This is a genomic window from uncultured Fibrella sp., from assembly GCF_964250085.1.
Classification (GTDB): Bacteria; Bacteroidota; Bacteroidia; order Cytophagales; family Spirosomataceae; genus Fibrella.
In genome coordinates, this window is sequence record NZ_CAXUEC010000003.1 from 417,987 (window position 1) to 439,846 (window position 21,860).

The window sequence follows — 21,860 nt, forward strand, 5'->3', positions numbered from 1 at the left end:
GGTCCATCTGGCTTGTTTGCTTATATTTGCCCCCCTGTTTCATTTCTGCTACGCGGTCAGTGCCTCAAAAAGCCCCCAACCCATTATCACTGGTGACCGATTTGTTTGGTCAACGGCTGCGAGTGCGGGTTTGTGGCCTATACCGGAAAGGCGAGACCCTGTTGATGGTAAAGCACACGGGCCTGGGTACGTCAGGTACGTTCTGGTCGCCTCCGGGTGGCGGAATCGAGTTTGGCGAATCGGCGGTTGAGGCGTTGCAGCGTGAGATGCTGGAAGAAACCGGCCTGATTGTTGACGTAAAACGACTGGTTTGCGTCAATGAATTTGTGGCCCCGCCCCTTCATGCCATCGAATTATTTTTCGAAGTTGGGCATAAAGGCGGGCAGCTTACGGTTGGTACAGACCCGGAAATGAACAGTGACGATCAGATCATACGTGATGTGCGCCTGATGACGTTCGAGCAACTAAAGGCCCTGCCTCCACAGGAGGTACACGGCCTGTTTCAACGGTGTCAGTCGCTCAACGACGTGTTTGATCTGACCGGGCTCATTACTTAACTAAACGATGGTGACACTTTCCACGCTTGCGCCTACGCTGTCTATTCGGGCTGAAGAGGTAACGCCCCGACAGGCGTCGAACTCTGTCTTGTGCCTTGAACTGGCCACACAGCGGCTTCGAATTTCGTTGCTCGATCCGCAACGGCGCATGGTGTGGTTAGATGAATACGCGCAATCATCAGTGCTTACCGATCAATCGGTACTGGCTTATCTGCCCGCTCTGTTCAAAGAGCATCCATTACTGAGCTTCGACGAATTTCAGCACGTCCGGGTGTCGGTCTTGTCGCCTGCTTTCACGCTGATTCCTGCCCAGTTGTATCGAAAAGAGTACGCCAGTAGCTATCTGGCGCTTATGCGGGGTCATCAGCCTCCGCCCAACGAACTGGCACATGCCTATGAGCATAAAGAAGGGTTCGTCTCTGTTTTTGGAATCGATCGGGCGATAACCGAGTTCATGGGTGAGCAGTACCCCATGCAGCCGTTTACCTACGTCCATCAGCACACGACGTTGATTCAGGCAACGAGAGCTGTCGATCGGGAATTGACGAGCAGGGAAAATCTCTTTCTCTATTTCGAAGATGAGTATGTTACCATTCTGTTTCGTGATGACCACCAACTGCGTTACTGTAATCGGTTCGGTTATAAAAACGTGCAGGACCTGACGTATTACGTACTATATGTGCTCGATGAGCTAGGCGTTGATCCTGAGGCGGTTAATGCGTTTGTTTATGGCGAGAGCACCCCTTTTGCCGAAAGTTATGTAGCCCTGTCGCGGTTTGTCCCCACAATGCACATTGGTCAGCTACCACCGGGCATAAACCCCTCTTCCGAATTGGAAGAGCTACCTGAGCATCGGTATCTTGGTCTTCAGGGCTTATGTTTGCTGGGGTAAAAGAAAGTCACTGTCCAATGCCAGGCTGTTCTGGCGACGCGTGAGCATTTAGCTGCGCGACTTTGGCCCTTGATACGTTAGACCTCAGATCGCTTTATGCCCCGTATTGCGCTATTTCCCGGCTCATTCGATCCGTTCACCAAAGGTCACGAAGACATTGTTCGTCGTGGTCTACACCTGTTCGACGAAATAATCATCGGCATTGGTCGCAATGCCAACAAGCAGCGGTACTTTACCCTCGAGCAGATGACCGCCTGGATAGAAGGCACCTTCCGCGACGAACCGGCCGTGCGCGTAGTGAGCTATGACGACCTCACGGCCAACGTGGCCCGTAAACTGGGGGCGCGTTTCCTGCTTCGTGGCCTGCGCAATACCACCGACTTCGAGTACGAAAACGGCATCTCTCAGGTGAACAGGTACGTATACGAAGAAGTAGAAACCGTTTTTCTGATCACTTCACCGCATCTGGCTCCAATCAGCTCCAGTATCATCCGCGATTTGCACCGCTATGGTCAGTCCGTCGACGCGTTCCTGCCTTACGAACTTGATAGTTAGTAATTATTTGGGATTGGTTATTGGAACTCCGCAAAGGCCTGTTGCGTGGAGCCAGTTTGCTCCTCCAGGTAGCATGCTTTTGCGGAGTCCCAATAACCGATCCTAAATAACTACTAACTAATTGTTGAAAAACCCTCCGTTCACAGTGTTCAGGTACGTTGCCAGAGGAATATCTTCCTGTTTGAGAAAGCCCTGCTGCGCTACTTTACCGTCGGCGACCAGTTCAACGACCGCTGCCACTGAGCCGGCTGTAGTCCAGGAAATAGCACGCCACGACTGTCCGTCGATTAAGCGGGGGTGGTAGGCCCGATAAAATTCTTCGCGGGCGAGTTGACCGTTACGCCAGCCTTCCACTACAGCATAAACGTAAACGACGTCATCCTGAACGGGCGGTTTGGCTTCGGTAAGGATTTTCTCCGTCAACTCGCGCTGGTCTTTCAGAATCAATTCATACAGCAGGAACCGCATCAGTTTGCAGTGACCGGGGTAGCGGATCGTCTTGTAATTCAAGGTATCGACCTTACCCTCGTAGGTTTCACACAACGTACCCAGCCCGCCGGATGTGCTGAAAGCCTCGAACTCCTGCCCTTCGATGTTGATCACTTCAATGCCATCCAGTGCAGGTACCATCTTACGCTGCCCGTTGGCAATCACCTCACAGTCATTCAGGTATTCGTTGATCACCCCCGCCGGCGACCAGGTAAACGAGTAGCCAAGCAAACCGTTTGGGTAACGGGGCAGGGCACCTACGCGGAGTTCAATGTCACGAATGCGCTCGAAGCGTTTGGCCAGATCGGAGCCAACGATACCGATCAGGCCGGGGGCCAGACCGCATTGTGGGGCCATCACGCCTTTGGCAGTTTTGGCCATCTCCCGAATGGCATCGGTGGTGGGTACGTCCTCGGTCAGGTCGAAGTAATGAATACCAAGTTCGTGTGCTACCTGTGCAATCGGTAGATTTAGATTGTAGGGTAAGCAGGATACCACACCATCAGCCTGTTTGAGGGCGGCATAGAGCGCAGCCGTATCGCTGATGTTGCCATGATGGACGGGAAATGGGAGAGACTGAACGGGTATCTGTTGGTCAAATCCGCTGACTGTGAAGCGTTTATGAAGCAGTAGCCCAACTAATGAACCTACTTTGCCTAAGCCGACGATGACGATGTTTTGCATAGCGTATGAATGGTTGATGAAGTGAAAAGTTAGCCATACAAACCACCGACAAAAAATCCAGACAGCCAAATAACACACAAAGCCGACCCAAATGGGTCGGCTTTGTGTGTATCTATTAGCGAAAACTAGTCTTCTTTTTTCCGTTTACTTTCTTCTGTTGCCTCGCTATGTAGCAGAGCCACAGAAGAAAGTAAACGGAAAAAAGAAGACAAATTGTTTATTTGGCCGACACCGTACCACGCAGTGCACGTGGGATTTCGATGCTGGCTACGGGGTTAGCCGCTTCTTCCAGCATGTCGATGCCGTTTACGACGATCTGACCTACCCGAACCACTTTGCCTAGATCCAGCTTCGACACGTCAACGTCAATGTATTCGGGAATGCTGTCTACCGGGCCACGAACGCGGAGTTTCCGAATCCGGGTCACCAGTTTACCCCCTTTCTGTACGCCGGGGGCATTGCCTACCAGCCGAACAGGAACCGCTACTTTAACTGGCTTATCGGTCACCAACAAAAAGTCGGCGTGGATCAGCGAGTCATTCACCGGATGGAATTGAGTTTCCTGCAAAATGGCGCGGTACTCTGCGCCTTCGATGTTCAGCGTGATGTCATAGACATCGGGTGAGAACACCAACGGACGGAATAGAATGGCAGGCACGGTGAAGTGAATCTGCTCGGCGCCTCCGTACAATACACAGGGTACATTACCCTCGGCACGAATGGCTTGTGATTCCGTCCGGCCGAGATTCGCTCGTTGATACCCTACAATCTCGATTTTTTTCATTTTGTAGCACGGACTTCAGTCCGTATTAAATAAGTAAGAAAATAAATACTGAACGTACCTGGAACCTGTACCGAAAGTAGGCTGGTCCCTGATGCGTCAATACCGTATGAAAAGTGAACTAATAGATTCGTGGTCACGGATGCGGCCGATGGCTTTGGCGAATAACTCCGCTACCGACAGCACCCTGATTTTTGGATTTGGCTGACTCAGTGGTAGCGTGTCGGCTATCACCAGTTCTTCCAGCACCGAGTTGGCAATGTTTTCGTGCGCTTTGCCCGACATAATCGGGTGCGTACAGATAGCCCGTACCGACTGCGCTCCTTTGTCGAGCAGAATTTGCGCCGCTTTGCAGAGTGTGCCGCCCGTATCGATCAGGTCATCGACCAGCACCACGTTCATGCCCTCTACATCTCCAATCACCTGCATCGACGCAATTTCGTTGGCGCGTTTCCGGTGCTTGTCGCACAACACGATTTCGGCATTAAAGTGCTTGGCAAACGTCCGGGCGCGATTGGCACCGCCTACGTCTGGCGAGGCGATAATGAGGTTTTCGAGGGCCAGGCTTTTAATGTAAGGCACAAATACCGACGTACCTTCCAGATGGTCGACGGGGAAATCGAAGAAGCCCTGAATCTGTCCGGCGTGTAAGTCGATGGTCATCAGGCGATCGGCACCTGCGGCGGCCAGCATATTAGCCACCAGTTTGGCGGCAATGGCCACGCGGGGTTTATCTTTCCGGTCCTGCCGGGCGTAGCCGAAATAGGGGATAACCACCGTTACGTAGTGAGCCGACGCGCGGCGGGCGGCATCGACCATCAGGAGCAGTTCCATCAGGTTGTCGCCCGGCGGTGGGGTCGACTGGATCAGGAACACATCGCAACCCCGGACGGATTCTTCGAAGCTGGGCGACATTTCTCCGTCGCTGAAACGGCGGCAGGTATACCCGCCCAGATCTTTTCCGTAATAGTGCGCAATTTTCTCCGCGAGGTACGTGGATTGACTGCCTGAAAAGATTTTGACGGGATTAAACGAAGCCATGTTGCGGTGCCTTAATTTCCCGCAAAAGTACGGATTTAGTTCGAGGAAATCCACTCTAAACCCTATAAGGTTTTGAAACGGGGCCGCCCAGGCCTTATATGGTTATCCCCTATTAGCCTACATTCCAAGTCAACTAGACGAAGATCCAGTAACTCGATTTCGCGCTTTTGCGCAGCAATCAGCTCGTCGCGGTAGTCGGGGTACGTACCTGATATGGGTTGCGAGTGGGCTGAACTGCCCGCACCAGCCCGATTCGTGCCCGTATGGTTTGCGTAGCAAGCGGGAAGCAGCTCGGTAACGGCAACGTGCTGACGGAGTTGAGCGTACCTCATCTGGCAACGCGACTATCGGCAGATCGGTTGGCAGAGATTCCTCTGCCAGTACTCGTGCAAGTACATGTGGCTGATGACGACCTATTTGCGCCAATTCGACGATTGGACGAGCAACACGTTGAGTGGTATGATACCGCTAAGGGTTGGCAAAAGGAGCTGTTGCCCGGTTTTTTAGCGCACTGGACGGGTATTGCCTTGCTAATTGAACCAACTGAGGAATCGGGCGAAAAACAGTATGCCATAAGCCGACGGCGGGAGATTGTTCAGCAAAGTCGTGTGCCGCTTATGGTAGCTGGATTAATTTTTTGCCTGGCACTGTTCGTTAGCTCGGTTTGGGAAGTGGCCTCTGGTCGTGTGTCAGAAATGGTCTCGTAGCTACCGGGAATATCATCACCGACGATACAAGGCTGATCGAGAAGCTGTTCTACGAGTTGAGGCGGCTAAAAGGGCGTTGATAAGCAACGCATCTACTTGCACCGGGCACAGCCCGGTGAGACTGAATACCATTTACGCCTATTACCTATTCACCCATTCCTCCAACAATCCCTTGCGGTCAATTTTTCCGGTAGCAGTTTCAGGAAATGCAGGTACGTTGTACCAGACTTTCGGTACGGCATACATACCTGAACCGGTACGGACGGCCTGCTGGATAGCCTCCCACTGACCCGAAGTCAACGCTGTATTTTCAAGAAACAGGGCGATGCGTTGTCCGAGCCGTTCGTCGGGTAGGCCGGCAATAAAGAGGCGGGGTGTTAATCCGAACCGGACAAGCGTGTTCTCGATAACGCGCTCCACAGCCTCTGGTTGCACCTTGACGCCGCCCGTATTGATGATCGAATCGGCCCGACCAAGCAGCCGGAAACGTACCTGACCGGCTTCGCTATCGGGTAAGATCAGGTCAACGACATCGTTGGTCTGAATGCGCTCAAAGTTTGATGCGGCAGCCGTAATATGCAGACAACCACGCTCGTCTGTTCCCACGTCAACGCCGGGTAATACCTGAAAAAGATCGGTGCGTTCGGGGCCGTTCAGCCGACGGATGGCGATGTGCGATACGGTTTCGGTCATGCCGTAGGTGCTGTAAACTGGTGCCTGAATCACCTGCAGGGCATCTTCGAGTGCCGGACTAGTGGCCGCGCCGCCCACCAGAATGGCTTTCATGTTGTTCAGAATTGGCAGGGCAACTGGTTTTTCCGACTGATCCACGTCGACCAGCATAGTTTGGAGTTGAAGCGGCACAAAAGCGGCAAAATCGAAGCGGGTTGTTGCCGGGTTGAACGTACCCAGCGGATTGGCCGACGGCTCAACGATGGTCAGGTTGAGCGCAAGCACCTCTCCCCTGACCAGCATCATCACTCCGGCAACGTACCTGGTATTCAGGCAGACCAGCGCTTTATCGCCCGGTTGAAGTCCAAATGTTTGCCCTGTCAGTCGGGCCGAGGCTTCCATCTGCGCGCGGGTCAGGTCAATTGGCTTTGGCGTGCCAGTCGACCCCGACGTATGCAACGTGAATTTCGTTTCCCCCGATCGCCAGGCCGCTAAAAATGGATGCATGGTCATTCAACCCTGTACACGAATGTCGCCTGTGGTTTGGTTTACCGTCACCGTGTATGCCTTCAGGGCGTTCACCGCCGGTCCGTTCAGCACTGCTCCCGACGTACTGAACGCCGATTGGTGGGCCGGACAGTAGAAGCGGTTGTTGGCTCCCTGAAACGCCAGCGTATTTTTATCATGCGTGCAGATGGCCGAAACCGCCACGAAATTTCCCGTCAGCGTTTGCGCGATGATCACACCCTGTTCGGTAACGTACCCACCTTTTGTCTGTAGATTACTGTACGGACTTTTAGCCCAATTGATGGTGAAATCAACGGTTGCCGCCGGGGCGGGGTCACTGCTCTCTTTCCCGCAGGCTGAAACACAGTTAGTAAAGGCGATAACGCCAATACTGGTACCTACAAGGCGCATGAAGTCAGCGCGGGTCAGTGGAGGAGTAGTGGTTGAGTCGGGCGTATTTTCCATAAGCTGGGCGTCAGTATGAGACCAAATGTAAGTACTTTTGCAACACAATACCGTACCTGAACGGTCTGACTTTATCAGCAAGCGACACCGACGACCATCCCCGAACAATACCCCAGTCGGGTCGTTACACTACAGTATGGAAGAAGCCAAAATCGTCAATCCGATCTCGCCCGATAAAGTGACCGATCGGCCCGGACTCCTGGAGTACGCCCACACGGCCGGCGGCGCAATCATCCGGCCGGAAGACAAGGGCAAAATCACCGGCCGCGCCGTGACGGCCATGCGTGAACAGACCGACATGCAGATCGCGCAACTGTACAAACAGATGCAACTGCTTGCCGAGCAGGCCACGGCCATCCGAAACCGGGTTGAAGTGTCTGAACGGATTTACAGCGCCCAGATGAGCTTTGAGCCTGTAATTGGTCACACCTATTACTTTTACCTCCGTAAAAATGGGACCGACGCCCTGTCAATGATCGCGCCCAACGAGTGGGGGCGCAAATTTCCGTTCGAACGGTGTGTCGCCACAGTCCGCATGCTGGCCGACCACACCTGGGACGTTACCTATCACGAACTAATAATGAGCGAATGAGTGATACTCATTCATACTATGAGCACATACGACTGGCAACCGATTCGCGAGTATCGCGAGATTAAGTTTGACTATTTTGACGGAATCGCCAAGATTACCATCAATCGGCCCCATAAACGCAACGCCTTTACTCCACTGACCGTCAAAGAGATGTCGGAGGCCATGGAAATTGCCCGGCAGGAGGAACGAATTGGCGTCATTATTTTAACCGGCGAAGGCCCCGACGCTTTCTGTAGCGGCGGTGATCAGTCGGTGCGGGGGCATGGTGGGTATATTGGCGAAGACTCTGTACCGCGCCTGAACGTGCTGGATTTTCAGATGCAGATTCGCCGCATTCCCAAGCCGGTTATTGCCATGGTGGCCGGTTACGCCATTGGCGGCGGGCATGTGCTGCACGTGGTTTGTGACCTGTCGATTGCCGCCGAAAACGCCCGATTTGGGCAGACTGGCCCCATAGTCGGTTCCTTCGACGGTGGTTTTGGTGCGTCTTACTTAGCCAGGGTCGTTGGCCAGAAAAAAGCCCGTGAAATCTGGTTCCTCTGCGATCAGTACAATGCGCAGGAAGCCCTGGATATGGGACTGGTCAATAAGGTGGTGCCGCTGGAAAAGCTGGAGGAAGAAACCGTGGCCTGGTGCCGTAAAATCCTGGAGAAAAGTCCCATTGCCCTTCGTATGCTGAAAGCATCGTTCAACGCTGAACTCGACGGTCAGGCAGGCATTCAGCAACTGGCTGGCGACGCTACCCTGCTCTATTATCTGTCAGAAGAAGCAAAAGAGGGCAAAAATGCCTTCCTCGAAAAGCGCAAACCCGACTTCAGCAAGTTTCCAAAGTTTCCCTAAACAGGATTCAAGTGTCAAGTGCTTTGCTTATTGACTAAGCGAGGCACCTGACACTTGAAACTTCTCCTTTATGAACGTTGACGTATTGTGCATCGGGGCCCACCCAGACGATGTAGAGATGACAAGTGCCGGTACCGTTCTTTCGCTGGTTGATCAGGGAAAAACGGTTGCCGTGATTGATCTGACCAAAGGTGAGCTTGGCACCCGAGGTACCCCCGATATTCGGATGCAGGAAGCGGCCGAAGGGGCGCGTATCATGCGGCTGACCGACCGGCAGAATATGGGGTTCAAAGACGGTTTTTTCCGAAACGACGAAGACCATCAACGTGCCCTGATCGCCTGGATTCGCCACTATCAGCCAAAAATTGTACTGACAAACACCGTAGACGATCGCCATCCCGATCATGGCCGCGCTGCCCAGTTGGTCAACGACGCCTGTTTTTATAGTGGGCTAAGGCAGATAGCGACCAACGATCCGGTAACAGGTGAAGTGCAGGCTGCCCATCGTCCCGATTTTATCTATTTCTTCATTCAGGACCGTTCCCTCAAGCCTGATTTTGTCGTCGACATCACGCCCTACTGGGCTCAGAAACTGGAAGCCATCAAGGCGTATAAAAGCCAGTTTTTCAACCCGGATAGTTCTGAGCCACAAAGCTACATTTCCGGCGAGCCGTTTATGAAGTTCCTGGAATCACGCACCCGCGACCAGGGGCACATGATCAACGTCGAATTCGGCGAAGGCTTCATCAGCAAACGCATGCTCGGCGTGACAAACCTGTTCGATCTGAAATAAAGAGTGAACGGTTGCTTACGCCAACGTTTTGCTATCGCTTAAGCAACCGTCTCTCTTTGTTTCTTCTACGGCGATACGCGTTCGATCAGCCACGTACCTGCGTCTAGTCGGTAACGGATCCGGTCGTGCAGGCGGCTGGGTCGGCCCTGCCAGAATTCGATCTGGTCGGGCAAAAGCCGAAAGCCACCCCAATGCGGTGGGCGTGGGATGGGCTGTCCATCAAACTGGACCTCAAGCCGTTTCTGCTCCGCTTCAAGCACGTCGCGCCCGGCAATAACGTCGCTCTGGTGCGACACCCAGGCACCCAGTTGACTGCCCCGTGGGCGGCTGTTGAAGTACGTATCTGATTCAGCCTCTGACACTTTTTTTACCGTTCCCTCAATTCTGACCTGACGTTCCAGTTCAGGCCAAAAAAACGTGAGCGAGGCAACCGGATTAATGGCCAGCGACGCAGCCTTTCGGCTCTGATAATTCGTATAGAAGGTAAACCCCGGTGCATCGATCCCTTTAATAAGCACAATTCGACCCTCTGGACGGCCTTCCGGGCTTATGGTGGCCAAATGCATGGCGTTTGGTTCATGCACCCCTGCGGCAAGGGCGGCGTTGAACCACTGTTGAAACTGAGCGTAAGGGTCAGGTAAAACATCTGTTTGATCCAAACCGTTAAGCGTATATTCCTTACGCAAGTCGGCAATAGAAGCTGTCATAGTAAGCAGGGAGAAGGGGCAAGAACCGGGAAAAATGGGTAAAAGCCGCGTATTTTCATTACTTTTGCAAAAGTAATTGGTGCGTAACCAACATGACAAACGAAGAACAGCAAATCGACCGGCCTGAGGAAGTGAGCCCGCCTGACAACCAACTGCCGGAAACGACTATGGCGACCGATGAGGTCGCTTCAACACCCGTATCGGATACTGACGAAGCCTCTGTGCCGACGCCAGCCGAAGCCCCTGTGTCTGAACAGACTACCCCTGCGGTAGCTGACGACGATGTGGATGAGCCGGTTGCCGAACAGCCCACCGTCGACGTACCTGACACGGAGCCAACGACAGCCACCAGCGACGCTGCGGAGACTGACAGCCCCGACATACCTGCGGCCACCGAGCCCGTGGCATCGGCGGAACCGGAGGCTTCAGCCCCCGACGAGCCTGAGGCTGAAGCCTTGCCGGCAGATGATCCTGCTGAGGCGGGAGTGCCCGATACGACCCCTGAACCCGAAGATGCACCTGTAGCCGAACTGGATGCGGCCGGTGAATCGGGCGAGACTGAGGCCACGTATGGAGACACTGAAGCGGCCGACGAAACCCCGGCTCAGCCTGCCGTTGACTATAGCAATTATTCAAAACAGGATCTGGTTAATCTACTCGACCAGACACTGAACAGCCTGAAAGGGGAAACCGTAGCCCCTGGCCTGTTTCGTCAGGCCGATGATATATTGAAGCAGAGCAAGCCGGTGATGGATCAGTTGAAACGAACTGAACGTCAGGCCGCTCTGGCCAAATATGTTGAAGAAACCGGTTCGGAGGAAGGCTTTCAGTTCCGTACCGACGATCTGGCCATTCGCTACGAAGACCTGTACAAACAGATCAAGTCGCAAAAGAATACGTATTTTCAGACGCTGGATAAAGCTAAAGATTCGAACTTCAACGCTAAAACGGACCTGCTCCGTCGCCTGCGTGAGCTGGTCGAATCGGATGAGTCGAATGCCGGTGATGCCAAAACAAGCTGGAATGGTTTCAAAGCTATTCAGGATGAGTGGAAAGCAGCGGGCAATATCAATTCACCCCATAATGCGACGCTCTGGGCAACGTACCACGCCCTGGTTGATCGGTATTACAGTAACCGGAATATTTATTTCGAACTGAAAGAACTCGATCGCAAGAAAAATGCCACCCAAAAAGCGGAGGTGATCGACAAAGTCGAAGCGATGGTCAAAGCGTATGCCGATAAAGACGTCACACGCCAGACAATCGACGATGCCAACGCCCTGTTTGAGGAATACAAACACATCGGCCCGGCCCCAAAAGCGGAGCAGGAAGTGTTGTGGCAGCGTATGAAGGTAGCCCTCGACGCCCTCTACGAAAAACGGCGTGGCCAGAATGAGGAAAACCGTAAAGAATCGTCGCAACTCTACGAAGAGAAGTCGAAGATTTACGAAGAATTGATTCCGCTAACGTCGTTTACTTCGTCGGGGATCAACGACTGGAACGACAAGACCAAGGAGGTCATGGCCATTCAGGATCGCTGGAACGCCATCAAAGGGCCGATGCCCCGCGAAGAAGGGAAAGAGCTGAGCAAAAAGTTCTGGGCGGCGCTGAAAACGTTTTTCGCCAATAAAGGGGAATTCTTCCGTCAGTTAGAAAGTAAGCGCGAGGAGAATCTGAAAGCGAAAACAGAGTTGTGCGAGCAGGTTGAAGCTATTTTGGCTGCTGGTGACGAATCAGCCGAGGCTACGCAGCGGGTGATCGAGTACCAGCGACAGTGGAAGAACATTGGGCAGGTGCCCGAAAAGCAGAAGAACAGTATTTTCGAACGTTTCAAAGCCGCCTGCGATGCCTTCTTCGATAAAAAACGCAATCGGAGTCAGGATACAGATCGTGAGTTTGAAGCCAATCTGAGCAAAAAAGAAGATCTGATTGCCCGCATTGAAGCGTCGGCTACACAAAGCGCAGATTTATCGCAGTTAAACGCCTTTAAAGAGGAGTGGAGCAGCATCGGGTTTGTGCCTAAGAAGGACAAAGAGCGTATCCAGAAAGGATATATTGCCGCTATCAACGCGTTGGTTCGTGCCAACGGTGCCTTATCGACGACCGAAAAAGAGCGTGCTATTCAGGATAACGAGGCCGAAGTATCGCGCTTTGGTGGTCCACGAGGCGATCGCGGGCCGCGTTCCGACGCACCGCGTGGCGACCGTGGCCCCCGTGAAGGTGGTGCTCCCCGCGGCGACGGTCCGAACCGAGGCCCACGGCCAGGCGGTGATGGTAACGCACCCCGGCAAAATCGGGCACCTCGCGAGGGCGGTGGTGGCTTCCGCGGTGGACGTGATGGCGGTCGCGACAGCGGCGGTTACCGCGATAGCGGCGACTATGCAGCCTACCGTCGTAGTAATGAAGGCAGCGGCAGCGAAACCCGCCGTCGTATCTCTTCGCTGGAAAACGACATCGCTACCTATCAAAATAACATTGAGTTTTTTGCCCGCTCGAAAAATGCCGACCAATTACGGGCAGACATCGAGAAAAAAATCGCCGATGCACAGCGTCAGATTGAGCAGCTTCGGAATCAGGAGTAAGAGAATCAAGGAGTTAGAAAACGGCCTGCTGATAATGCATCAGCAGGCCATTTTTTTTGATATAAATGCTTGCAGAAACCCGCTAAAAGGCCTACTTTTGTACCACAATTCGCAGGAAGCATAGCTACTGCGAGTCGGAAAAGCCTCCATAGCTCAGCTGGTAGAGCAACTGACTTGTAATCAGTAGGTCGTTGGTTCGATCCCGACTGGGGGCTCCAAAAAGTAACTAAAAAAGCCGTTCGATGTATCGAACGGCTTTTTTAGTTATAAGCAAAAAAGATGCCTTAAGCAGGTTCCGTCCGGGTTTGCCGGAAGCCTTAATAAATAACTGATTTCAGAATTGCCGGGTGTGGCGAACTTGCACGAATGATACGGAATAAAATGGGTACGGGCTACGTCTGGATGACGGTATTAGTATACTTGTTCGGTGGTTTTGCTGCCGGGCAAAACCGGGTGCTCGACCATAATGCCGTTGGGTGGTATACCTACAATGGCGATCATAAGATCAGCGATAAATGGGCAATTCACACCGAATACCAATGGCGGCGCATTGACCTGATACGTACCTGGCAGCAGTCGCTGGCCCGCCTGGACGTGGTGCGTACGATGAGTAACCGCGTGAAACTGGGAACTGGCTACACGTACTTTGTTACTTACCCATTTGGCCAGTACCCGCAAGCCGACGCGGGCGTTCCGTACCCTGAACATCGCCTGCACGAAGATATACAACTGAAAGATAGCTACGGACGGCTTGAATTGACGCAGCGTTTCCGGCTCGAGCAACGCTGGCTGGGTACGTTGTCGCAGCAGGACCCGCGCCAGGTGGCCAGTTGGAAATTCCAGAATCGGATTCGGTACCAGATCGCTGGCGAATTACCCCTGAAAGGTCCCAAAATAGATGACGGCGAACTATACCTGACTTTTTTCGACGAATTGTTTATCAGCTTCGGGCAGAATGTTGGACAAAATATTTTCAACCAGAACCGTATTTCGGGTGGGCTGGGCTATCAGGTTCGTGACAATATCCAACTGGAACTGAACTACCTGAATCAGGTGCTCCAGCACGCGGCTAAAGACCCGGCAACTGGAAAACCGGTCTTTGAAATCAACAACGGCTTTCGGCTAAACGTAGTCTATAACATCGATTTTACGAAGCAGTAACCCGCCCGTTCAGAATGGCCCAATACCCCCTTTTAGTTGTCATGTTCAGGGGCTGCGCAACGGAGCCGCAGCGGTATCTTTGTTGTGAAATCAGCTAAACAACAGATACATGGCTACCAAAATTTTTGTAAACATGCCCGTCAAAGAGCTAAAACGCTCGGTCGATTTTTTCACCAAAGTGGGCTATACGTTCAATGCGCAGTTTACCAACGTACCTGACTTATAAATTCATGCCGCCGGACACTTCGATGCGCTGGGCGTTGATCCAGCGGGCTTCGTCGGTGCAGAGGAACGCGACAACACCGCCGATATCATCGGGGAGACCAACGCGGCCCAGGGCCGTAACGGAGGCTAAATGCCTGTTCACCTGATCATTATCGCGCACTACGCCGCCGCCGAAGTCTGTTTCGATCGCGCCGGGAGCAACCACGTTGACCGCGATACCGCGCGCGCCAAGCTCATTGGCCATGTACTTCGTCAACGTCTCGATGGCTCCTTTCAGCGAAGCATACACGGCGTAACCGGGTGAGGTGAAACGCGCAAGACCGGTAGATATATTGATGATTCGCCCCCCGTCATTCAGAATGGGTAATAAGCGCTGGGTCAGGAAAAAGACGCCTTTGAAATGGATATTCGTCAACTGGTCGAAGTCTTCTTCGCTCGTCTGTCCAATCGGCGTGTGGGCGGCAATACCCGCATTGTTGATCAAAAAATCGAAACGATCGGCCCCGAAATTGTCTGTCAGTACGGCACTGAACTGACTCACGAAGGTGTCGAAGCTGCGCACATCGCCGGTATTAAGTTGCAACGCGGCGGCTTTCTGGCCGGTCTGCTCAATCTCGGTCACTACCGCCAGCGCTTCGTCCTTTCGGGCGTTGTACGTCAATATAACATCAAACCCTTTCCGGGCCAGGCTGAGTGCCATGTTTTTTCCTAATCCCCGGCTACCACCGGTCACGAGGGCAATTTTACTGAAAGTTGACATTATGTAAGGTTGTTTGTGTGCTTGTCCGGGCCAGGAAACTGGCTCCATCCCAACTGGTTTACTCGTTGATCTCCTCGTCTTTACGACGCGTTATCGACGGAACAAAGGTCCGATGGGAAACAGGCAGGCTGTTTGCAAACATCAATCGGTTGTTTGCAAAGATCAAAGCAACCGTCAGGCGCGGAAGGCTATTGGCGAGAAGGTGGTCTGTTTTCGGAAGAAGTTGGAGAAGTGAGCTACTTCTTCAAATCCAAGGCAGTAAGCAATCTCTGAAACGGTCCAGTCGGTCTGTTTCAGCAGGATTTTAGCCTCCTGAACAATTCGGCTTCCGATGAGGTCGGTCGTGGTTTTGCCGGTATGTTCTTTCAGCACCTTGTTGAGGTGGTTCACATGAACAGACAGCCGGTGGGCGTATTCGTTGGCTGTTCGCAGGCTGAGTTTCTGCCGGGGAGACTCGATAGGAAACTGACGTTCCAACAGTTCGATAAACAGCGATGAGATACGCGCCGCCGCCGTATGAGACGGATACATGGCCGTGGCTGGTTGCAGTTTTTGCCCGTAGTGGATTAGTTCGAGTACATAGTTGCGCAGCAGATCATACTTGAAGGCGTAATCAGAAGCTATTTCTTTGGTTATCTTCTTGAATATGAACCCTATATCGTCGGCTTCGTCCTGGCTGAGCTGGAAAATAGGGTAGCCGCCGGGCCTGAAAATTGGTAAGTCATCCAGCACGACACCGCTCTTTGAATGCACGAGAAACTCTTCGGTGAAGACGCAAAAATGGCCGGTCTGATTGTCGTCCTGGGGCAGCCAGTGATACGGCACTTTAGGCGTACCAAAGAGCAGTGCATGCTGCTCAATATCAACTACTTTGTCGGCATATTCGGCCCGGTTGCGCCCGCAGATCAGGCTGATTTTATAGTAGGCTCTCCGATTATAGGGCATGCCCGTGTGTTTCCTGCTAGTAGCCGCAAACAGGTCAGCAATGTTAAATACGTTGAAGTGACCTATTTCTTTGCTAACCCCATCTGGAACAAGGGTGGCTATCTCTTTATAAAAATCGTCGAGTGAGGTAGTTGTCATACGGCCGGTTGTGAAAATCAAATATAAAGAAGACGAAACACATTCGTCCACTACTCAATTTGACAGGCTGGTGGCTGGTTAACTCTGCTGGCGAAGCCGCCAGTCTTTTTCTACGCCCGCGTAGGTCCGGTACGCGTTTGCGGCTTCGTGAATCTGCTCGGTCAGATCGGTGGATAAGGCGTAGAATAGGGTAAGATCAATGGTGATCGAGTTGAGGGTCCGGGTACGTTTCCAACTGCCAACGACCTGCCCATTGACGATGATGACTGGTTTGAAAATACCGTTGCTGGTGATGGTCTGCCGGGTAAATTCGGGTGCCAGCGAAGCCGTTCGGTCGCAGTAGCTGACCATAAATTCGTCGAAGGCGGGGAGAAACTGAACCTGGTCGGGTCGTTCAGGTACGTTGCCTGCTGATTGCGCCAGCCAGTAAAGCTGGTGCTCAACGGTGACCGACGTGAGCAAGGAGTGGGCATCCTCGATAGCTCGCCTCGCATCGGTGACCGACAGGCCCGACCACCAGACAAAATCCTTCAGCGACGCCGGGCCGTGGCTGGTGAAATAACGCTTTGCCAATTTGGTCAGCGCCTCGTCGCGACTCAGGGTCTGGCGGATTGGCACCCGTTCCCGCAGGAGTGCATAGGTAGGCTGTTTGACACCGCGTTCGTTGGGTAGGCGGGGGCCGTTGCAGACAAGTCCTGTCAACTCGGCATGCATCATCAGGTGACTCGCTCGAAGGTCGCTGGTGTTGATTCCACCCAATTGCAGACGGCTCATCAGTTCCTCGCGCGTCAGGTACGTATGATCGGCTAACGCCTGTTCGATCAGTGTGTTGCTTTTCGTCAGTACGTCTTCGGTTAACCCTAAATCGCGATTCCGGCCCGCCATGAGCCTTTTCACATGTGGTGCCGTCAGGTCGAGGAGCCAGTATATGTCGCTGGCGGCTACCAGGTGCCAGGTTGGCCTGAGCAGGTGGGTTCGCAACACGTCGCCCCTGGTCATGGCTTCTTCAACCAGTTGTTCGGTAGAGCCGGGTAACCGCACGCCGACGGCCCATTTGGCCATGTCGTAATCCTGCGCCTGCATGGCTCCCATATGCTGCACTACCTGCGCGACAGACCCGCAGGACGAGGTACTAAGCTGTTGACTGGTCAGTCGTTGACGAACCAGTTCTGTGGTTGTGGTCATGCCGGCGAAGATAGTATTGGCTGATTTAAATCAGGCAGGCCAGCACCAGTTGCGGATTTCGGGCATGTCTTCGCCCTGCTGCTTGATGTAGTGTTTGTGGTCAACAAGTTTGTCTTTCAACTGTTGCTTGAGGTAAGCTCCCCGATTGCCCAACTGGGGTAACCGGTCGAGTACGTCGATGACCAGGTGAAACCGGTCCAGCTCATTCAGCACGGTCATGTCGAAAGCGGTGGTGATGGTGCCTTCTTCTTTATAGCCGCGCACGTGCATGTTACTGTTGTTGGCGCGGTTGTAGGTCAACCGATGAACCAGCCACGGGTAGCCATGAAAGGCAAAAACGACCGGCTTGTTGGTGGTGAACAGGGCATTGTAATCGGCATCGCTGAGGCCGTGGGGATGCTCGGTCTGGCGTTCTAATTTCAGCAGATCAACCACGTTGACGACCCGGATTTTTACGTCGGGCAGGTGTTCCCGCAGAATCGATACGGCGGCCAGGGTTTCGAGCGTAGGTACGTCGCCGCAGCAGGCCATCACGGCATCTGGCTCGTCGCCTTCGTCGTTGCCAGCCCAGGTCCAGATACCGATGCCTTCGGCGCAATGACGGCGGGCAGCGTCGATGTTGAGCCACTGCGGAGCCGGATGTTTACCCGCTACAATCAGGTTGACGTACTGGCGACTGCGCAGGCAATGGTCCATCACCGAAAGCAGGCAGTTAGCATCGGGCGGGAGGTATACCCGGACAATCGACGCTTTTTTGTTCACCACATGATCCATGAAGCCAGGGTCCTGATGTGTGAACCCGTTATGATCCTGCCGCCACACTGTCGACGTCAGCAGGTAGTTCAACGACGCAATGTTGCGCCGCCACGGCAGTTCCATCGACGTTTTCAGCCACTTGGCGTGTTGATTGAACATCGAATCGACAATGTGGATGAACGCTTCGTAGGAATTGAACAGACCGTGCCGCCCCGTCAGCAAATAGCCTTCCAGCCAGCCCTCGCACTGGTGTTCGCTTAGCATTTCCATGACACTACCCGACGGAGCCAGAAACTGATCGTTTACATTGGTCTCGGCTTCCCATTGCCGGTTTGTTACCTCGAAAATGGCCTCCAGCCGGTTGGATAGGGTTTCGTCGGGACCGAACACCCGAAAGTTTCTCGGGTGCTGATTCTTAGCAATAATGTCGGCCAGAAACCGGCCGACTACCTGCGTATCACTGGCCTGTACGGTTCCGGGAGCAGGTACGTCAACGGCGTAATCAATGTAGTCGGGCATGTGGAGGTCGCGGAGCAGCAGCCCGCCGTTCGCGTGTGGATTAGCGCCCATCCGCTGGTTGCCTTTCGGGGCCAGTTCGGCTAGTTCCGTTACGAGTCGACCCTGCTCATCAAAGAGTTCATGTGGTTTGTAACTGGCCAGCCAGTTTTCCAGCAAGGTCAGATGCTCAGGTGGTGTAGTAGCCGAAATGGTAATTGGGATCTGGTGCGAGCGGAAAGTGCCTTCGTTTGGTTTCCCATCGACCAACTTAGGGCCGGTCCAGCCTTTGGGCGATTTGAGCACAATAACCGGCCAGCGGGGGCGAGTTGTACGTACCCCGTGGCGGGCGTCGAACTGGCTTTGCCGAATCTGGCTAACGGCCTCATCCATCGCCTGTGCCATCGCCTGATGCATCAGCGCCGGTTCGTGGCCTTCCACAAAATAAGGCGTCCAGCCGTATCCGCGAAGAAGTTGATCCAGTTCTTCATGGGTTATGCGGGCCAGCACCGTGGGGTTAGAAATTTTGTAGCCGTTAAGATGGAGAATGGGTAGTACGGCACCATCTGTGGCCGGATTTAGGAACTTGTTGGAATGCCAGGCCGTGGCTAACGGTCCGGTTTCGGCTTCGCCGTCGCCGATAACGCAGGCAACAACCAGATCGGGGTTGTCGAAAACCGCCCCAAACGCGTGACTGAGTGAATAGCCCAGTTCACCGCCTTCGTGAATAGAGCCGGGCGTTTGGGGAGAGGCGTGGCTCGAAATGCCGCCGGGAAACGAAAACTGCCTGAATAACTTTTTGAGGCCCGCCTCATCCTGCGTGATGGCCGGATACACCTCGGTGTAGGTTCCTTCCAGGTACGTGTTGGCCACCACCGCCGGGCCACCATGACCGGGCCCCGACATGTAGATCATATTCAGGCTGAAGGCGTTGATGACCCGGTTCAGGTGGGCATAGATGAAATTTTGCCCCGGCGTGGTGCCCCAGTGGCCCAATTGCTGCGGTTTAACGTGGGCCAGGGTAAGCGGTTCGCGTAGCAATGGGTTGTCGCGCAGGTAGAGCTGCCCCACCGACAGGTAGTTGGCGGCTCGCCAGTAGGCATCGATCCGGTGTAGCGCTTCGGCCGTCAGGTACGTTTGTTGCAGCGTGTTGGTTTCCATGTAGTTATGGTGGTTTAGTGGGCGGCCATCGTAAGGTGCTGCTGCACGATCCGGGCCATCATTTTCTCTTCATCGGTAGGAATCACACGGATTGTAACCCGGCTTGCTGCGACTGAAATCACGGGTGCATTACGGATATTCTGCTGCTCGTCCAGTTCAAGACCCAGATAGCCAAGCTGATCGCAGATCCGGGTACGTATCTCCGGGGCATTTTCGCCGATGCCACCCGAAAAAACCAGCGTATCGAGGCCACCCAGCACAGCCGAAAAGGCCCCGATCGACTTACGGGTCTGGTAACAGAACAGCGCAACGGCCTCGGCTGCCCGGTTGTCGGTTGCCTGCCTATCGAGCAAATCGTGCATGTCGGAACTCGTTTCGGAGACGCCCAGCAAGCCCGATTCATGGTTGATCAGGTGGTTGAATTGCGGAGGTGTTAGCTGTTCCGATTGCATCATATACCAGGCAACACCCGGATCGAGGTCGCCGGGGCGCGTGCCCATTGGTAACCCGGCGGTAGGAGTGAAGCCCATCGTGGTGTCGAGGCTGTGGCCATCCCGGACAGCGGCCAGACTGGCTCCACTGCCCAGATGTGCCAGAATAACCCGGCCCTTTGCGGCAGTAGCGCCAGCCAGGCGATCCAGTTCGTGCATCAGGTACGTATAGGATAGCCCGTGAAAACCGTAGCGGCGAATACCCTGCGCATCGAACCGGCGGGGGATGGGCAGCAACTGGGCCACACGGGGCATGGTTCGGTGAAACGCCGTGTCGAAGCAGGCAAGCTGTAGCAGAGACGGATGGCGTTGCCGACAGGCTTCGATCAACTCAATTTCAGCGGGCAAATGGTCGGGGTCTACTACACTGATGCGGTGTAATTCGGTGAGCAGCTCGTTTGTAATCGCTTCAGGATCAGAATGACTCATGCCGTGAACCACGCGGTGGCCGATGGCGACCACCGTGCTGAACTCTGGTTGCTTCTCCAGCCAGTCGATCAGATAAGTCACTGCCGACGAATGGTCTGACGCGGGAACGGTAAAGGTCGCTGGCTCGTCATCAACCGGCCGGCTGACGGTCAGTCTGGTGCCTGGCAATCCAATCCGGCTGATCTGACCGTGGAGGCTCCGCTCGAGCGAGTCGCCCAGTTGATAGATGGCGAACTTGATGCTCGACGAACCTCCGTTGAGGGTTAAAACGCTTCTGATGGGTGAATGCATAACCAGAGGAAATTCGACTAATAGTTTGACTATTAGTATGTTGGCCGGATTTATAAAGCAAAATCAAGGTTTGACAAATCCTCGATCTGTTCGGCATGCTCGTTGCTGTTGTTGTTGAAGATGGTGAGCAACGGCACAGCCGGGGAATAGGCCTGCGCCCGGATATGGCTGTTACTGGCCGATGGTCTGGGGCGACTCTGGTACTTTGGAATCGTAACGAGCAGGTCAACTGAATGGCCGGACAGGAAGTCGTCGATCCCTGCTTTGGCGGTTGGCGCCTGTATGTGGGCAATGGTTGGATCGATCGGGTGCAGATACTGGCGAATCAGGGCTTCCTGTTCCACATGAATGATCTTCTTGTCGGGTGTATCAATGGTCAACAGGGTAAGCAGGGCACTCTTCTGTAGTACCAGTTCTTTGACGGGATCGAGTAATTTATAATTCGTCAGGCTGGCGAAGTCGATGGCGAGTACAATCTGCTGAACCGGTTTGGCATGCGCGTTGGCAGGAACAACCAGTACGTTTGCCTTTAGCTGACGAATGAGCGCGATGGCGCTGTTGCCAAATACAATATCAGTTTCGTCTTCACTGGGTCCAATCACCACAAAATCATACACTTCGGCACCAACCGACTGTTCAACAATATCATAAGGCTGCCCCGCCTTACCCGACGAACGAAACGTGTGCCAGTCCGTCAGGGCTTCGGTACGCAGTCCGTGAACCACTTCGTGGAGCTGATTGGCATAGGCAATGCGCGTGGTTTCGGCCACGTACCCAGGCGGTCGAATGCCATCGGGGGCCGCGGAGTGGGGATAGAGCAGGTGAAAATCAGTGACAGTGTCGCCGAAAAATGAACGGGCAAACTGAAGGGCATTGCGCGAGGCTGACGAAAAGTTGGTCAGCAATAGAACCTTTTTCATAGGCTTTCTGAGGGGAATACAGCTACGTTGAGAATGGGG

At 53.7% G+C, this 21,860-nt stretch carries 21 protein-coding genes and 1 tRNA gene; 10 read left to right on the forward strand and 12 right to left on the reverse strand.

Translation table 11 applies throughout. The features are described 5' to 3' along the window. Positions 1-59: 59 nt before the first annotated feature. The 3 genes from ACFE8Q_RS11220 (at position 60) to coaD (ending at position 2,004) form a co-directional block, all read left to right on the forward strand. Positions 60-557, forward strand: a complete 498-nt coding sequence (locus ACFE8Q_RS11220) for an NUDIX domain-containing protein (protein ID WP_375445483.1) — start codon at positions 60-62, stop codon at positions 555-557. Between the two features lie 7 nt (positions 558-564). Continuing rightward, a complete protein-coding gene (locus ACFE8Q_RS11225) occupies positions 565-1,449 on the forward strand; it encodes a DUF3822 family protein (protein ID WP_375445484.1) in 885 nt (294 codons plus the stop codon). 96 nt (positions 1,450-1,545) lie between these two features. After that, a complete protein-coding gene (gene coaD, locus ACFE8Q_RS11230) occupies positions 1,546-2,004 on the forward strand; it encodes a pantetheine-phosphate adenylyltransferase (protein WP_375445485.1) in 459 nt (152 codons plus the stop codon). Between the two features lie 117 nt (positions 2,005-2,121). Here coaD and ACFE8Q_RS11235 read toward each other — a convergent pair whose 3' ends face one another. The 3 genes from ACFE8Q_RS11235 to ACFE8Q_RS11245 all read right to left on the reverse strand — a co-directional run bounded on the left by ACFE8Q_RS11235 (position 2,122) and on the right by ACFE8Q_RS11245 (position 4,999). After that, on the reverse strand, positions 2,122-3,177 hold the full coding sequence (locus ACFE8Q_RS11235; protein ID WP_375445486.1) for a saccharopine dehydrogenase family protein: 1,056 nt from the start codon (positions 3,175-3,177) through the stop codon (positions 2,122-2,124). 217 nt (positions 3,178-3,394) lie between these two features. Further along, entirely contained in the window at positions 3,395-3,961 is a 567-nt protein-coding gene (locus ACFE8Q_RS11240) for a 50S ribosomal protein L25/general stress protein Ctc (protein ID WP_375445487.1), read from the reverse strand. A 96-nt stretch (positions 3,962-4,057) separates the two neighbouring features. After that, positions 4,058-4,999: a ribose-phosphate pyrophosphokinase gene (locus tag ACFE8Q_RS11245; RefSeq protein WP_085413880.1), complete on the reverse strand. Its 942-nt coding sequence runs from the start codon at positions 4,997-4,999 to the stop codon at positions 4,058-4,060. Between the two features lie 263 nt (positions 5,000-5,262). Between ACFE8Q_RS11245 and ACFE8Q_RS11250 the strand changes: the two genes are divergently transcribed. Then, on the forward strand, positions 5,263-5,706 hold the full coding sequence (locus tag ACFE8Q_RS11250; RefSeq protein ID WP_375445488.1) for a hypothetical protein: 444 nt from the start codon (positions 5,263-5,265) through the stop codon (positions 5,704-5,706). A 141-nt stretch (positions 5,707-5,847) separates the two neighbouring features. Here the strand turns inward: ACFE8Q_RS11250 and ACFE8Q_RS11255 are convergent, their stop codons facing one another. Together ACFE8Q_RS11255 and ACFE8Q_RS11260 are read right to left on the reverse strand one after the other, a co-directional pair. Beyond that, the gene (locus tag ACFE8Q_RS11255) at positions 5,848-6,885 is read right to left on the reverse strand and encodes an AMP-binding protein (protein WP_375445489.1); all 1,038 of its coding nucleotides are present in this window, start codon (positions 6,883-6,885) and stop codon (positions 5,848-5,850) included. A gap of 6 nt (positions 6,886-6,891) precedes the next feature. Continuing rightward, positions 6,892-7,350 (reverse strand): ubiquinol-cytochrome c reductase iron-sulfur subunit, encoded by a 459-nt coding sequence (locus ACFE8Q_RS11260; protein ID WP_375445490.1) that lies wholly within the window; start codon positions 7,348-7,350, stop codon positions 6,892-6,894. Between the two features lie 136 nt (positions 7,351-7,486). Here ACFE8Q_RS11260 and ACFE8Q_RS11265 point away from each other — a divergent pair, with 136 nt between their 5' ends. From ACFE8Q_RS11265 to bshB1, 3 genes are all read left to right on the forward strand, one after another. Beyond that, complete coding sequence (locus tag ACFE8Q_RS11265) at positions 7,487-7,942, forward strand: DUF2452 domain-containing protein (protein WP_375445491.1); 456 nt, start codon at positions 7,487-7,489, stop codon at positions 7,940-7,942. Between the two features lie 18 nt (positions 7,943-7,960). Next, positions 7,961-8,782 carry a 1,4-dihydroxy-2-naphthoyl-CoA synthase gene (gene menB, locus ACFE8Q_RS11270; protein ID WP_375445492.1) on the forward strand — a complete coding sequence of 274 codons (822 nt, stop codon included), beginning with the start codon at positions 7,961-7,963 and terminating at the stop codon, positions 8,780-8,782. 70 nt (positions 8,783-8,852) lie between these two features. Next, positions 8,853-9,575 (forward strand): bacillithiol biosynthesis deacetylase BshB1, encoded by a 723-nt coding sequence (gene bshB1 / locus ACFE8Q_RS11275; protein ID WP_375445493.1) that lies wholly within the window; start codon positions 8,853-8,855, stop codon positions 9,573-9,575. Positions 9,576-9,640: 65 nt separating this feature from the next. Here the strand turns inward: bshB1 and pdxH are convergent, their stop codons facing one another. Next, positions 9,641-10,282 carry a pyridoxamine 5'-phosphate oxidase gene (gene pdxH, locus ACFE8Q_RS11280; protein WP_375445494.1) on the reverse strand — a complete coding sequence of 214 codons (642 nt, stop codon included), beginning with the start codon at positions 10,280-10,282 and terminating at the stop codon, positions 9,641-9,643. 92 nt (positions 10,283-10,374) lie between these two features. Between pdxH and ACFE8Q_RS11285 the strand changes: the two genes are divergently transcribed. From ACFE8Q_RS11285 to ACFE8Q_RS11295, 3 genes are all read left to right on the forward strand, one after another. Further along, entirely contained in the window at positions 10,375-12,864 is a 2,490-nt protein-coding gene (locus tag ACFE8Q_RS11285; RefSeq protein ID WP_375445495.1) for a DUF349 domain-containing protein, read from the forward strand. Positions 12,865-13,006: 142 nt separating this feature from the next. Continuing rightward, positions 13,007-13,082: transfer RNA gene (locus tag ACFE8Q_RS11290), tRNA-Thr, on the forward strand. Positions 13,083-13,230: 148 nt separating this feature from the next. Beyond that, positions 13,231-14,025 (forward strand): DUF2490 domain-containing protein, encoded by a 795-nt coding sequence (locus tag ACFE8Q_RS11295; RefSeq protein WP_375445496.1) that lies wholly within the window; start codon positions 13,231-13,233, stop codon positions 14,023-14,025. Positions 14,026-14,245: 220 nt separating this feature from the next. Here the strand turns inward: ACFE8Q_RS11295 and ACFE8Q_RS11300 are convergent, their stop codons facing one another. The 6 genes from ACFE8Q_RS11300 to ACFE8Q_RS11325 form a co-directional block, all read right to left on the reverse strand. Continuing rightward, a complete protein-coding gene (locus ACFE8Q_RS11300) occupies positions 14,246-15,010 on the reverse strand; it encodes an SDR family NAD(P)-dependent oxidoreductase (RefSeq protein WP_375445497.1) in 765 nt (254 codons plus the stop codon). A gap of 174 nt (positions 15,011-15,184) precedes the next feature. Further along, on the reverse strand, positions 15,185-16,093 hold the full coding sequence (locus ACFE8Q_RS11305) for a helix-turn-helix domain-containing protein (protein ID WP_375445498.1): 909 nt from the start codon (positions 16,091-16,093) through the stop codon (positions 15,185-15,187). 78 nt (positions 16,094-16,171) lie between these two features. Further along, complete coding sequence (locus ACFE8Q_RS11310; protein WP_375445499.1) at positions 16,172-17,278, reverse strand: winged helix DNA-binding domain-containing protein; 1,107 nt, start codon at positions 17,276-17,278, stop codon at positions 16,172-16,174. A gap of 30 nt (positions 17,279-17,308) precedes the next feature. Then, positions 17,309-19,690 (reverse strand): phosphoketolase, encoded by a 2,382-nt coding sequence (locus ACFE8Q_RS11315; RefSeq protein ID WP_375445500.1) that lies wholly within the window; start codon positions 19,688-19,690, stop codon positions 17,309-17,311. Positions 19,691-19,704: 14 nt separating this feature from the next. After that, the gene (locus ACFE8Q_RS11320) at positions 19,705-20,901 is read right to left on the reverse strand and encodes an acetate/propionate family kinase (protein ID WP_375445501.1); all 1,197 of its coding nucleotides are present in this window, start codon (positions 20,899-20,901) and stop codon (positions 19,705-19,707) included. A gap of 50 nt (positions 20,902-20,951) precedes the next feature. Then, a complete protein-coding gene (locus ACFE8Q_RS11325; protein WP_375445502.1) occupies positions 20,952-21,821 on the reverse strand; it encodes a universal stress protein in 870 nt (289 codons plus the stop codon). Between the last annotated feature and the right edge of the window lie 39 nt (positions 21,822-21,860).